The sequence below is a fragment of the Empedobacter sp. UBA7620 genome, assembly GCF_002484185.1.
GTDB classification, from domain to species: domain Bacteria; phylum Bacteroidota; class Bacteroidia; order Flavobacteriales; family Weeksellaceae; genus Empedobacter; species Empedobacter falsenii_C.
Map to the genome: position 1 here is coordinate 1 of NZ_DLJI01000049.1, position 14,532 is coordinate 14,532.

Genomic DNA, 14,532 nt, shown 5'->3' on the forward strand with positions numbered 1-14,532 from the left:
TCTTTTTTTGTTTCGTTTTTTGGATGAGCTTCCTCGAAGGGCATATGAATACCGATAATTAAAATAGATAAGCTATGAATAAAAAAGTGATAGAAAGTATTTTACATTCATTTTTTCCTTGATGAAAAAACGAACCAAAAAAATCAAGACCGCGATTTTCGACGTTCAATTACCATTTTACGCACTAAAAAGATTAAATGATTCGCATACGCTCACTAATCTTTTTTACGCTTGTTTCAATGGATTGAAGCTCGTCTGCAAATCGTATGTCGTCTCTAAAATTTGTTCTTGAAAACGAATTAGGTATTGAAAAAATAGTTTTGCATAACGCATAACGCATAACGCATAACGCATAACGTAAAAACAAAAATCCCTTTCCCAAAAACAAAGTTGGCGCGATGTACAGGAAAAGGAGTGGCTTTTAAAATGAATGTTGAATTAAAAAACGATGTAAAATTATGTGAATATTTTACTTCAAATTCAGTAGGCAATTGTGTGTTGCGCTATAGGAACTATTTTGTGCTATACATTATGTATACACAATCAAAAACCATGATTGACATGGTACAAAACTTCTGTCCCTATTAGTGGATATACTAGTAGGAGAAAAAAGTAGAGAAGAAAATTATTAAATAACAAAGACTCACATTTTATTCCCCAAAGACAACTTATAAGAGTGTTAATGATCTTCATAGAATGTATTAGTGTTAAATTTTATTTCATTTATTAATTATAATTTTTAAAACTGTCCAAGGGGAATTTGTGGGTTGAGAGAATTGTGTAGATGTAAGATATGAGAAGTTAGAATTGAGATTTGACTTTGAAATAGGAACTAAAAATGAAAGAAAGTGATTTTTCTAACATTTAGATAAACTCAACGAATTTAGAATTGGCATGAAATTACAGTTATTTAGTGTTAAAAAGTGTTAAAATCCTGTATCGGTGTATATCGAAAATGACACTTTTCTGTATCGGTTGTGTATCCGCGCTGTATCCATTCCGTATCCATTGTGTATCCGTTCCGTATGCTTTGTTCGAGGTTCGTGTATCGGAAGAGATTGTTAAAATGTAGTATGTATTAGGTAAAAAGTACAGATTAGATGTGAGAATTGTAATATGTACAATGTAAAAAGTATGATGTATTTGAGTTTGAGAATGAGGTTCTGAACATAATTTATGATAATAAGAAAATGATTATATGTTCATTTTTGTCTTGACACAAAAACATTTGAGATTAAGAGGAGAAGCTCCAGTGGAGCTTAGGTATAGTGCTTACAAGTCGGTCAATAATGGCTATTCGCTAAATGCTTTAAATCATTCGCATATAAAATGCGAACAGTAAATCATTTATGAGGCTCTTTACGCCGAATTGACACTCGACTTTTCAGCAAGGACGTTTTTAGAATTCGTTGTTAAAAAGCAATTTGAATATTGAAAAAGATTAGAAAAATCTGACGATTTAGAATCGAAATGCATTTCAACTCTAAATTATTGGAATAAAAAAAGTTGGAGTGTCTGAGTGGAGCGAGTTGCCAACTTTATGGAAATAATTTATTTAGTTGAATCATTGAGAGACTACTGTCGGCATCTTTTTTTGTTTCGTTTTTTTGGATGAGCAAAAAAATGAAAGTAAAGAAAAAATTTGAAATAAAAAAACAAAAACCTTTTCCCAAAAACAAAGTTGGCGCGATGTACTGGATAAAGGAGTGGCTTTTAAACCTAATGTTGAATTTAAAACTATGTAAAAACGTAAAACGTTAACCGTAGAACGTAAAACATAAATAAACCACCTTTATTATGCAACAAAAAGAATATGAATTATTGAAAAAAGGCGATCCAAAAGCCTTAGAAAAAATTTATGTACGACATAAAAGGTTACTTTTTTGGATTGGTAAACAAATAGTTTATGATGAATTTGTAGTAGAATGTTTGGTACAAGATGCGTTTCTGAAATTATGGGAATATCGTGAGAAAATTGAAAGACCTAAACATATCCTTTTCTTTTTGAAACTTGTACTGAAATACAGTTGTTATTCGCATTACTATAAACCGAAGAATAAGTTTTTTAGGACCGTGAGTTCGCTAGAAAGTTATGAGAATTATCAGAATTATTTGGCTGGATATGATCCCGCAGATAACATTCAAAACCTAATCGACCATGATAGACAACAGCAATATTATGAAGAAATTATAAAAGTATTACCCCTATTAAGTGCTGAAAGAAAACATTTGATTGAACTATGCTTGAATTATGGATTCAAATACAAAGCAATTGCCAATGCAATGGGAAGAGGAATAACTGAAACAACGAATGAAATTAAACGGGCTATAGCGGATCTCCAGAACATTTTAAGTCACCAAGAAAAGTTAGTAAATAAAAACAAAACAGTTTCTGAGACAAAGAAAAAAAATCAAATAACCGAAAAACAATCGTTGATTTTAAAGCTTCGATTCGAGAAGAAACAATCGTTTACAACCATTGCCAAGACATTAGAACTTTCTCAGAAAGAAGTGCACAATGAATTTGTAGCCGCTTATCAATTGTCTCAACAAAAAAGCTTAAACCCCTAAATATGGAAAATTCTACAATTTTTTTAACACGTAAAATACAGTTAATAGTTGATTTACCAACCCAAGAAGAACGAAAGGAAGTTTGGAGTACCCTATACAAATGGCAAAATAGATGTTTTATAGCGGCTAATTTGATTGTTTCTCATTTGTATGTGCAAGAAATGGTTAAAGATTTTTTTTATTTCTCTGAAGGAATCAAATATAAATTAGTAGACGAAAATAAAGATGAAGAAGGAATACTAGAATGTTCTCGTATGAATACCATTTATCGTGTGCTCTCAAAACGTTTTAAGGACGAAGTTCCGATGTACATATTGTCTAGTTTGATAAATATGTTATACCTGTCCTTTAAGAAGGATTGTGTCAAATATTGGAAAGGTGAACTTTCCTTAAAAACATTTAAACGCGATATAGCAATTCCTTTTAACATAGCGAGAATAAGTAAATTCTCGTATGATACAGATCAAAAAGACTTTTATTTTAAACTTTATAAAATTCCTTTTAAAACGTATCTTGGAAGAGATTATATTGATAATCATAAGTTATTGGAGCAATTTGTAAGTAACCAAATTAAAATTTGTAGATCGCAAATTAAATTAGAAAAAAATAAAATATTTTGGGAATTCGCTGTAGAAATTGAAAAAGAAAAAAATCAATTACAACCAGATATTATTGCAGAAGTTTCCTTGTCATTAGAATATCCGTTGGTTGTAAAAATAGGTAAATCTCGACTTACCATTGGTAGCAAAGAAGAATTTTTGTACAGAAGATTGGCGATACAAGCTTCTCGTAAAAGAATTTTAGAAGGAGTACCTTATTGCAAAGGAGGGAAAGGAAAAGAAAGAAAATTAAAAATAGCAAAAAAATTAAAAAATACCGAGAGTAAGTATGTTCATCATCGCCTACATGTCTACAGTAGAATGTTAATTGATTTTTGTGTTGAAAAAAAAGCAGGAACGATAGTTATTGTAGATCAAGAAGAAAAAATAGAAATAGCCAAAAAAGAAAGTTTTGTATTAAGAAACTGGAGCTATTATGAGCTCATACATAAAATAAAATACAAAGCTGATAAAGCAGGTATTGAGCTTATAACAGCTTAAACCATAATTTCGGAGGGTGATTTGTACACCCATAGGGTGAGGTTATTGCGAACACTCACTAAATGTGAAAAACATATACAAACGGGGGGATTTTTTTAGGTTTTATTGAAACACGTTAGATAGTCCCAAGATAAAGGCAGGATGAAGGCAAGATGAAGGCAACATAGTGGCAGTAGAGTGTATGTAAGGGTTATTCGGTTCAGTTAGAATAGTAAAATGTAAAAAGTATTATGTACAAATTAGAATTTAAAATTGATGCTCGAGTTTTTTTATTCTACAATTATGAAGTTTTATGATTAACTAATGAAGCGAAAACAATAGTTTTATTCTAAATTTGTACAACAAAAACAACTATAGAAAATGGCTGAAAAGATATGGTTATCATCTCCTCATATGGGAGGAAATGAATTAAAATACATTCACGAAGCATTCGATGCAAACTGGGTGGCTCCTTTAGGACCAAATGTTAATGGTTTTGAAGCAGATTTAGAAAAATTCTTAAATGCAAATGTAAAAGTTGCAGCATTATCTGCTGGTACAGCAGCAATTCATTTAGCTTTGATTGAAAGTGGAGTTGGCTACGGAGATGAGGTTCTTTGCCAATCAATGACATTCTCAGCAACTGCAAATCCAATCGCTTACCAAGGCGCAACACCTGTATTTGTAGATTCAGAAAAAGATACATGGAATCTTTGTCCAATAGCATTAGAAGAGGCGATTAAAGATCGTATAGCAAAAGGAAAAACACCAAAAGCGATTTTAGCGGTTCATTTGTACGGAATGCCTTATAAGGTTGACGAGATACATGCTGTAGCAGAAAAATACAACATTCCAGTGATAGAGGATGCTGCCGAAGCATTGGGTTCTACTTTCAAAAATAAATCTGCAGGAACTTTTGGACGTTTCGGTGTTTTATCATTCAACGGAAATAAAATTATTACAACTTCTGGTGGTGGAGCTTTGGTTTCCCATACACAAGAAGATAAAAATAAAGCGGTATTTTTAGCAACTCAGGCTCGTGATAATGCACCACATTATCAACATTCGCATATTGGGTACAATTACCGGATGAGTAATATTACAGCAGGTATTGGTCGTGGACAAATGGAAGTTTTAGCGGATAGAGTAGCAGCTCGTCGTGCAATGAATAAATTCTACCAAGAGTTGTTTGCGGATATTGATGGCGTAACTGTTTTTGTAGAACCAAGTTCTGATTATTTCTCTAACCATTGGTTATCTGCGATTTTAATTGATCCAAAAGTAGCAGGGAAAACGCGCGAAGATTTACGTTTAGCTTTCTTGGAAGATGATATCGAATCTCGTCCGTTATGGAAACCTATGCACATGCAACCTGTCTTTGCAGATGCACCTTATTATGGAGGAACGGTAGCAGAAGAATTATTCGAAAATGGATTATGTTTACCTTCTGGCTCTAATTTAACAGATGCAGAACGCGAAAGAATCTCTGCTAAAGTAAAAGAAGTATTTGGAAAATAATTTTTAGAAATATAATATCAATCAAATCCTCTTAAGTTTTCTTAAGAGGATTTTTATTTATAAGAATTAGACGTTTTTAATAAAAGTACTCGAATAATTTGTTATAAGTTGATTATCGGTTAAATTTGTAATCAAATTGATCAGAAATTATGATTGACCAAATCAAACAATATATTGAAGAAGTAAAAAACTTCCATTCAACAAATGCTGCTGAAATTGAAGAATTCAGAATTAAATTTTTAGGAAAAAAAGGAATTTTAACGGACTTGTTTACGCAGTTCAAATCTGTTCCGAATGAACAAAAAAAGGAATTTGGTCAAGTTGTGAATGAATTAAAAACATTGGCAACAGAAAAATCAACTGTTCTTAAAAATGAAATCTCAAACGAAGGAAAAACTGATTCTTCTTTAGATTTGACGCGCCCTGGAGAGCCTTTTACATTGGGATCTCGTCATCCAATTAATATTACAAAAAATCGTATTATCGAAATTTTTAATCGCATTGGATTTAGCGTTTCTGAAGGTCCAGAAATCGAAGATGATTGGCACAATTTTACCGCGTTAAATTTGCCAGCGCATCACCCTGCGAGAGACATGCAAGATACATTTTTCATCGAAACTGATCCAGATATTGTGTTGCGTACGCATACATCTTCTACGCAGATTCGTCATATGGAGAAAAATCAACCACCAATGCGTTTCTTAGCGCCAGGTCGTGTTTACCGTAACGAAGCGATTTCGTCTCGTTCGCATATGATGTTCCACCAAATTGAAGGTTTGTATATCGACGAAGGTGTTTCGTTTGCAGATTTGAAACAAACTTTAAGTTATTTTACAACTGAGTTATTTGGTAAATCTGAAATTCGTTTACGTCCTTCATATTTCCCATTTACAGAGCCTTCTGCTGAGGTTGACGTATATTGGGGATTAGAAACTGAAACCGATTATCGTATGACAAAGGGTACAGGTTGGTTAGAAATTATGGGATGTGGAATGGTAGATCCTAACGTTTTGCGCAATGTAGATATCGATCCTGAAAAATATTCGGGTTATGCATTCGGTATGGGAATTGAGCGTATTGCGTTGTTGTTATATCAAATTGGGGATATCCGTTTGTACACAGAAAATGATAAACGTTTCTTAGAGCAATTCCAATCAGAATTATTTTAAGATTAATAAAATATAAAGACTAGAAGGAACTCAATTTGAGTTCCTTTTTTTATTTACTACCTTTATGTAAACAAATATTATTCATGAAAATACTCAATTCAAAACAGATAAAAGAATGGGATCAATTAACGATCAAACATCAAAATATATCCTCTTGGGATTTGATGGAGCGAGCTGTATTGAAATTGACTGAAAATGTAGTGAATGATATTCCATCTAAAGAATTACCAATTATTATTTTTTGCGGAAAAGGAAATAATGGAGGAGATGGATTAGGAGTTGCAAGAGAATTGAAAAAATTAGGCTATAAAACGTTGATTTATATATTGAAATCAGAGAATTATAGCGAAGATAATTTAAAGAATCAACAACTTTTTTGTTCTGATGATTTACATTTTTTTAATTTGAATGAAGAATTACAACTTCCTGAAAATTCAGTTATTATCGATGCTATTTTCGGGATTGGAATTAATCAACCTTTGCATGATGATTGGAATTCAGTCTTCAATCAAATAGAAGAGTCAAATCCGACGCAAATTATCTCGATAGATTTGCCTTCTGGTTTTATTGCTGATTCTCCTATGCAAAAATATTTTCCGTGTTGTAAATCAAATAAAACATATACTTTTCAGGTTCCTAAATTAGGTTTATTATTTCCTGAAAATCAGATTTACACTGATGAATTTATTTTATTAGATATTGGATTAGAACAGAATGTGAGTAATGAATTTGAGACAAATTATTATTTTATACAGAAAAATGATGTTCAGAAATTTCTAAAGAAACCAAGTAAGTTTTCGCACAAAGGTACATTTGGTCATATGTTGATAATTGGTGGAAGTTTAGGAAAAATAGGTTCAATTATTTTAAGTGCAAAAGCAGCCTTGAAGACGGGTAGTGGTTTGGTAACGACTTATACTCCTCAATGTGGATTAAATATTTTGCAAACAAATTTGATAGAATCAATGAGTTTGGTTGATGATTCAGAAAAACAAATTGAACATTTTCCTGAGATAAAAATTTATCAAGGAGTTGCCGTTGGAATGGGAATGGGAAAACACCCAACTACAGAAGCAAATTTTATCAATTGGATTAAGAATCAACAACAACCTTTGTTGATTGATGCTGATGCATTAAATTGTTTAGCTAATCAGAAAGATTGTTTTACGTTGATTCCACAAGATTCAGTTTTAACACCGCATCCAAAAGAGTTACAACGTTTAATTGGAGAATGGGAAAATGATTTTGAGAAATTAGAAAAAGTTAAAAAACTTGCTGTTTTTCATCAATTGACATTTATTATAAAAGGTTTTTATACTGCAGTTATTACATCCGAAGGTAAAATTTATTTCAATTCCACGGGAAATTGGGGAATGGCAACTGCTGGATCTGGAGATACGTTGAGTGGAATTATTGCGTCGCTAATTGGACAAGGTTATAATTCATCAGAAGCTTCAATTTTAGGTGTTTATTTGCATGGATTGGCTGGAGATTTGGCTGTAAAGAAAATTCATCCACATAGTTTAATTGCGTCAAATATTAGTGATTTTATTAGTGAAGCTTATTTTTATTTGGATTAATGGATTAGTCAATCTTAATTTTTAGTTGGCTACTAGGGTTAAAACTATATTTATACAAATAATAATTTGGATTAACATCCTTTAAAACAGGTGAAATACGGTTATACATATTTCTTCCAGGAGAGCCAATGTTATAGTAGTCAAGTATTTGAAAGTTGTATTTATCTGAATTTTGACTTATTTCAAAGTTTATTGTTCTTGTTGTCTTGGGCTGTAAAATTAATACACTTTCTAAATATATGTGATCATTATTTGTAGATCTATTAAATAGACTATCTCGTTTTTTTTGTAAAATTAATTCATCCTCATTCTTTTCATAAGTAAATTTGGTAATATATGGAGGTTGATTATTTTCATCAAAATAAGGCATAATTGTAGCTTCATTGGGATCTATGCTCACAGGCTTTCTATCTTCCTCCATTTTTTCATTTTCATGCATTGGCCTACACATAATACCATTCAGTACATAAATAGAATCCGATAAATTAGTATAAGTAACCGTAACAGTATCGTTATGTTTGCTTAGGTCTATACGAATACCTTCTTTGTTTTCTGTACAAGCTGTCAGAATAAGTATGATAAATAATAGATATAATTTTTTCATAAATGTAGTTTGTTTGTATTTTAAAATAACAAATTAATTTGTTTTAAATCAGGTTTATAATTGATTATTTCTACAAAATAATCTTGTTGCCAATTTTGAGTTTTCTCCGCTTGTTTATTTTCAGGTTTTACCCAATTGGGATAAACTCTAAAACCTCTTTTTCCTTCTTTTTTAATTGAGGTCAAAATATTCTTTTCAATTAAAATTGATTTCGGAAAAATATAAAAACCTAGTTTAGAATCATCTTCTGCAGCAATAATGTAATAATCAAATACATCATTTTCATCGAAAGGTTCGGTTTGTTTAGCTGTATTTCGTTTCCATAACGTTACAAATTGACCAACTTTTTTAGGCGTAATTTTCGCTTTTCTAAATTTTATAGAAAACTCATTAACATTGAAATTATAACCTATATATTCGTCACATTCTGCATCTTTTTCAAGAGTTGAAATGGATAAATTCATTGGTTTTAGAACAAAATCTTCGAATTTTTGAATAATTTCAGGCATTTATTTCAATTGTTGATAAAAGTATAAATCATAAGTTGGAAATAAATTTGGATAGAAAATCTTTCCTAAATCATTCAAAATAATATCTGGACGAAGAATTCCTTGCTCAAAATAATCATTCGAACCTTTTGCATTCATTCGTTTGTTGTAAGCGTACACATTTCCTTTCTTAAACGCATCAAACCACGCATAATTTGGATAAGAAGCTTTCATTTCTGCCAAGGAATTCACGTTTGTTACATTGACCCAATAATTTGCAGATTTTCCAGCTGTATAAACTTCTTCAAATGTTAAGCTCAAACTATTTTCACCTGTTTTATTCTTGAAAATATAATTTCCTTTTGCATCGTCAATCAATTTTGCTTGCAACAAATCATTTGTCGGAACGTACCAAATATCGCCATACATTGTATTCACAATTGTTGAAACATTACCTTGTGCTTTGGTTTGAATGATATTTTTGATCGAATCATAATTACTTTTAACCGTTTCTACACGTTTTTCAGCTTCTGTATCTTTTCCGAATAATTTTCCAAAAACCTTCAAATATTCAACTTGTCCTAACGGATTTTGCTCTTTGTATTCATCCAAATACAATACTTTTATCCCATTTTGTTCCAATTGTTGATGAAATTTTGCCAAAACAGGATTTGAATTTGCAATAATCAATTGTGGTTTATTTTTTAAGATAATTTCTGTGAATAATTCGTTTGAATTTCCAACTTTTAAGATTGATTTATTTGCAATTCCTTCGGCAATTTTAGGATTGTAAATAAAATCTGCATCGCAAACTCCTTTGATTAAATCAAGACTTTCTAATTGATCTAAAAACGTAACAGCAGACGAAGTTTCTACCATAACAGTTTTGATAGGCAAGTCTTTTTTATCAAATGAAATCGTATTTCCAGATGATTTTATCGTGATTGTTTCGTTGTTTTCTTCGATAGAAATATTTTTCGCAAACTGAAAAGTTGTATTTTCTTGTTCGGTTTTAACAGCTTCTTTCGACTGTTTACAACTACTAATGGCAAGAAGAATGAATGAACTTAGAATTAATTTTTTAATCATTTTGGATTGAATTTAGTGGAAGCAAGTTAAGAATTCTGCCAAAATCATAAAAAAATATTTTTGTAAGCAATTGATACGTTGTAAATTAAATTATTGTTAAAAATTTTTCTCGAAAAGCTTAGGTTTTTACAATAAAAGTGCTGTATATTTGCATTCGAAATAAGGGAAAATACTTTCAATTATTTCAAACGGCCGAGTGGCGCAACTGAATAGCGCACTTGATTACGGCTCAAGAGGTTACAGGTTTGAATCCTGTCTCGGTCACAAAAATGCTCAGCGTCAATCGTTGAGCTTTTTTTATGAATGTTAAATTCTATTGTTATCAATAAAAAAGTCCATCTACAAATTGTAAATGGACTTTTTGGATTTTTATTATTTCTTTCTGAAGTAAACTTCAACTGGAACTCCTTCAAAATTGAATTCCTTTCTCAATTGATTTTCGATAAATCGTTTGTAAGGATCTCTAATATATTGCGGCAAGTTACAGAAAAACGCGAATTGAGGCGTTTTTGTAGGTAACTGCGTTACATATTTGATTTTGATGTATTTTCCTTTTACTGCAGGTGGAGGTGTAATCTCGATAATCGGTAACAAAGTTTCGTTTAATTTACTTGTTTTGATACGACGACTACGGTTCTCGTAAACTTCAATAAATGTATCAACAGCTTTCAAGACACGTTGTTTTGTAAGAGCCGAGATAAACAACACAGGAACGTCTGTAAAAGGCGCAATACGTTTTAGAATAGCATCTTTGTATTCTTTCATTGTATTGGTTTCTTTCTCCAATAAATCCCATTTGTTGATTAAGATGACAACACCTTTTCGGTTACGTTCTGCTAAATAAAGAATGTTCAAATCCTGTGCTTCAATTCCACGTTCTGCATCAATTACTAAGACACAAACGTCACATTCTTCGATTGCACGAACCGAACGCATGACAGAATAAAATTCTAAATCTTCGCTAACTTTTCCTTTTTTACGCATTCCAGCAGTGTCTACCAAAACAAATTCGTGTCCAAATTTATTGTACAACGTTTCGATAGAATCACGTGTTGTTCCTGCGATATCCGTTACAATATTACGTTCTTCACCTAATAATGCATTGATTAATGTAGATTTTCCAGCATTTGGACGACCTACGATTGTAATTTTAGGTAAACCTTCGAATGGATCAATGTGTTCTTCTTCTGTAAAACAATCTACCACATCATCCAATAATTCACCTGTTCCACTTCCGCTCATTGCAGCGATTGTGTACATTTTTTCGAATCCTAAGTTATAAAACTCATAAGAATCGTCTAAATTTTTGTTGGTATCGACCTTATTCACAACTAAGAATGTAGGCTTCTTAGTGCGTCTTAAAAGGTTGCCAACTTCCTTATCCATATCCGTTAAACCAACTTGATTGTCTACCATGAACAAAATTACATTTGCTTCATCAATAGCTAATTCAACTTGCTTGCGGATCTCTTCTTCAAAGGTATCATCTGAACCAACGACATACCCTCCGGTATCGATTACGGTAAACTCTTTTCCATTCCAATCAGATTTTCCATAATGACGATCACGTGTAACACCAGAAGTGTCATCAACGATAGCTTGTCTTTTTTGGATCATTCTGTTGAAGAACGTAGATTTACCAACGTTTGGTCTTCCTACAATTGCAACTATATTTGACATTTTGCAAAGGTATAATTTTTAGAATTATTTTTTACATTAATTTTTTGATTGAGAAAGTATTGTAAATAAAAAAGGTTAGATAAACTCTAACCTTACTCAATTTTTATTTTACAACTTTAAGAAGTTCTTTTTCTGCAACCACTTTTCTAAGTCCAGAACTTGAGAAACGGTGGTCTCTTGAATTGTAATACAATTCGATTCCTTTTTCTTCACAATATTTACGTCCTGTGAAGTTTTTGTCTTGGTATTCAATACCTAAAATACGCACATCAATTTTGAAAGATCTCAAAACATCTTCCAAATCTTCTTCAGTTGCATAAGGCACAATTTCGTCAACAAATTTGCAGCCTTTTAACTGAATGTAGCGTTCTACAACAGTTTGCGTAGGTTTGTTTTTTTCAGGTCGATCTAATGTTGGATCAGTTTGTAAACCAACAATCAAATAATCGCAATGTTGTTTTGCGTCTTCAAGCATTTTGATATGCCCCGCATGAAGCAAATCAAAAGCACTAAATGTAATTCCGATTTTCATAGTCAATTAGTTTAGTCTTTTATAGTTAGTTTTTTTTAATCTTCAGATGATCGGTTGTAATCATCTTCGATGCGAATGATGTCTTCCTCCCCAAAATACGTACCATGTTGAACTTCGATAAAAATTAATGTCTCATTACCTATGTTCTGAATACGATGTTTTGCTTTTAATGGAATAATAATGACTTCACCTGCTTTGTATTCATATTCTTTATCATCAAGTGTCACCATTGCAGTTCCTTGAATAATTGTCCATACTTCTGCACGATGATTGTGATATTGATAAGACAAACGCCCGCCAACATTCACTTCTATTCTCTTCAATTTATATATATCGGTGTCTTCTAATACGTAGTAAGAACCCCAAGGTCTATTTCCTATTTCCATGTTTTACGCAATTTACGGAATATTTAGATACAACTCTAAAATACTTGATGAATAAATTGTTATGTTTATTCAAAAAAAAAACCTCAAACACATGCTCGAGGTTTTATAAATGTGGTGGTGCCTCCAGGAATCGAACCAGGGACACAAGGATTTTCAGTCCTTTGCTCTACCAACTGAGCTAAGGCACCGTCATTTTGGATTGCAAATATAAGAAGGTTTATTTATCATTTCCAAAATTATTTTTAAATATTTTTTGTTAATTTTTTAAGCAGTTGATTTTTATTCATTTATTTTTATAAAAAAATTACGAATCGGTAACAAATGGAATGGTCAATCACACTTTTGCACATCTGGAATTTTATCAAAGAATGGTATTGGGTTCCGCTTACAATCCTTTATATAATGGTGATTGTTACTATTTTGATCGAAAATCGAAACCCAACCAAAACAATTGCATGGATATTAGTGATTGTTTTTCTACCGTTTATTGGAATAATCCTATATTTTTTCTTTGGACAGAAATTTAAAAAAGATGAATTTTTTAAACGAATAGATAAGAATCATCAAAAAATCATCAATGAAAAATGGGCTGAAATGGATCAATTTGTTCAAGATGATTTAGATAAAGTAAATATAAGAATAGGTTCGTTGTCACAGGTTTATCGTTATTTAAACAATGCAAGAGTTGCTTATCCTGCAACAAATAATAAAGTAAAGTTGTTGACAAATGGAGAAGAAAAATTCCCTCTTTTTTTGGAAGCTTTACGTGAAGCGAAAGATCATATTCATCTCGAATATTATATTTTTGATGAAGATCATATCGGAAATGAAATCATTGATATTCTGATTGAAAAAGCTAAAAATGGTGTAGAAGTTCGTGTTACTGCGGATGATTTTGGCTCGCCGAAACTAAATAAACATCAATCAAGATTTGATGGAACAGGTGTGGAATTTCAAACATTTTTACCTGTTCGATTTTCGTCTTTGGCGAATTCTAATTACCGTAATCACCGCAAAATTTTGATTGTTGATGGCAAAAAAGCATTTGTAGGCGGAATTAACATTAGTGATAAATACATCAATCAAAATAGTGTAATAAGCCCAAATAATAAGGTTTATTGGCGTGATACTTCTGTGATGATTGAAGGAGATTCTATCAATAGTTTGCAATTGCATTTTTATTTAAATTGGATGATGACGGAAGGCAAAAAGTATAATATTTCTGATCCAAAATATTTTTATTCATCTCAAGAAAATAACGATTTATCAACAGTTAGTTTTGGACTCTCTTCACCAGGAAGTGATTTACATTCGGCTATGGAAGCGATGGTTTTGGCAATTACTTTGGCGAAAAAGAAAGTGCAATTGTGCACGCCATATTTTATACCAAGTGACGAATTTAAGACAGCGATGATGATTGCCGTTTCGAGCGGAGTAGAAGTGGAGTTGATTATTCCTAAAAAAGGCGATTCCATTGTAGTACAACAAGCGTCATTATCGTTTCTAAAGCCTTTGATGAAACGTGGTATAAAAGTGTATTTGTATGAAAAAGGATTTATTCACGCCAAAACAATTACGGTTGATGACAAATTGGCTTTTATTGGAACAGTGAATTTAGATTATCGTAGTTTTATGATTAATTTCGAGATTACTTCGGTGATTGAAAATGCGACGTTATTACAACAAATGAGTGTTCAATTTGATATAGATAAAGAGGATTCAGAATTATTAACTATTGAAAAATGGGAAAATAGACCTTGGTATAACCGCGCGTTTGCATCGATTTGTAGATTATTAGCACCGATATTGTAAAACAAAAACCTCCACTTCAATTAA

12 protein-coding genes and 2 tRNA genes are annotated in these 14,532 nt (G+C 31.7%); 7 read left to right on the top strand and 7 right to left on the bottom strand.

Features of this window, described 5'->3' with window-relative positions; genetic code table 11:
• Nucleotides 1–1,797 precede the first annotated feature (1,797 nt).
• The 5 genes from B2217_RS12080 to B2217_RS12100 all read left to right on the top strand — a co-directional run bounded on the left by B2217_RS12080 (nt 1,798) and on the right by B2217_RS12100 (nt 7,917).
• Nucleotides 1,798–2,571 (top strand): RNA polymerase sigma factor, encoded by a 774-nt coding sequence (locus tag B2217_RS12080; protein ID WP_291122698.1) that lies wholly within the window; start codon nt 1,798–1,800, stop codon nt 2,569–2,571.
• A gap of 2 nt (nt 2,572–2,573) precedes the next feature.
• A complete protein-coding gene (locus B2217_RS12085) occupies nt 2,574–3,671 on the top strand; it encodes a hypothetical protein (RefSeq protein ID WP_291122700.1) in 1,098 nt (365 codons plus the stop codon).
• Between the two features lie 360 nt (nt 3,672–4,031).
• Nucleotides 4,032–5,168 (top strand): DegT/DnrJ/EryC1/StrS family aminotransferase, encoded by a 1,137-nt coding sequence (locus B2217_RS12090; RefSeq protein WP_286473942.1) that lies wholly within the window; start codon nt 4,032–4,034, stop codon nt 5,166–5,168.
• A gap of 149 nt (nt 5,169–5,317) precedes the next feature.
• On the top strand, nt 5,318–6,337 hold the full coding sequence (locus B2217_RS12095) for a phenylalanine--tRNA ligase subunit alpha (protein WP_038336503.1): 1,020 nt from the start codon (nt 5,318–5,320) through the stop codon (nt 6,335–6,337).
• 83 nt (nt 6,338–6,420) lie between these two features.
• The gene (locus tag B2217_RS12100) at nt 6,421–7,917 is read left to right on the top strand and encodes an NAD(P)H-hydrate dehydratase (RefSeq protein WP_280045887.1); all 1,497 of its coding nucleotides are present in this window, start codon (nt 6,421–6,423) and stop codon (nt 7,915–7,917) included.
• Nucleotides 7,918–7,921: 4 nt separating this feature from the next.
• On the opposite strand, the gene B2217_RS12105 is transcribed toward B2217_RS12100, so the two are convergent.
• From B2217_RS12105 to B2217_RS12115, 3 genes are read right to left on the bottom strand one after another with little or no spacing between them, the layout of a single operon-like run.
• Nucleotides 7,922–8,521: a hypothetical protein gene (locus tag B2217_RS12105; protein ID WP_280045886.1), complete on the bottom strand. Its 600-nt coding sequence runs from the start codon at nt 8,519–8,521 to the stop codon at nt 7,922–7,924.
• A 20-nt stretch (nt 8,522–8,541) separates the two neighbouring features.
• Complete coding sequence (locus B2217_RS12110) at nt 8,542–9,030, bottom strand: MepB family protein (RefSeq protein ID WP_280045885.1); 489 nt, start codon at nt 9,028–9,030, stop codon at nt 8,542–8,544.
• Nucleotides 9,031–10,098: an ABC transporter substrate-binding protein gene (locus tag B2217_RS12115; RefSeq protein ID WP_280045884.1), complete on the bottom strand. Its 1,068-nt coding sequence runs from the start codon at nt 10,096–10,098 to the stop codon at nt 9,031–9,033.
• A 190-nt stretch (nt 10,099–10,288) separates the two neighbouring features.
• Here B2217_RS12115 and B2217_RS12120 point away from each other — a divergent pair.
• A tRNA-Arg gene (locus tag B2217_RS12120) sits at nt 10,289–10,362 on the top strand.
• Between the two features lie 108 nt (nt 10,363–10,470).
• On the opposite strand, the gene der is transcribed toward B2217_RS12120, so the two are convergent.
• From der to B2217_RS12140, 4 genes are all read right to left on the bottom strand, one after another.
• Complete coding sequence (gene der, locus B2217_RS12125) at nt 10,471–11,778, bottom strand: ribosome biogenesis GTPase Der (protein ID WP_180905606.1); 1,308 nt, start codon at nt 11,776–11,778, stop codon at nt 10,471–10,473.
• A gap of 103 nt (nt 11,779–11,881) precedes the next feature.
• Complete coding sequence (locus B2217_RS12130) at nt 11,882–12,310, bottom strand: adenylyltransferase/cytidyltransferase family protein (RefSeq protein WP_180905607.1); 429 nt, start codon at nt 12,308–12,310, stop codon at nt 11,882–11,884.
• 35 nt (nt 12,311–12,345) lie between these two features.
• Nucleotides 12,346–12,696: a phosphomannose isomerase type II C-terminal cupin domain gene (locus tag B2217_RS12135; RefSeq protein ID WP_280045883.1), complete on the bottom strand. Its 351-nt coding sequence runs from the start codon at nt 12,694–12,696 to the stop codon at nt 12,346–12,348.
• A 112-nt stretch (nt 12,697–12,808) separates the two neighbouring features.
• A tRNA-Phe gene (locus B2217_RS12140) sits at nt 12,809–12,884 on the bottom strand.
• A gap of 133 nt (nt 12,885–13,017) precedes the next feature.
• Between B2217_RS12140 and cls the strand changes: the two genes are divergently transcribed.
• The gene (cls, locus tag B2217_RS12145) at nt 13,018–14,508 is read left to right on the top strand and encodes a cardiolipin synthase (protein WP_280045882.1); all 1,491 of its coding nucleotides are present in this window, start codon (nt 13,018–13,020) and stop codon (nt 14,506–14,508) included.
• Nucleotides 14,509–14,532 lie beyond the last annotated feature (24 nt).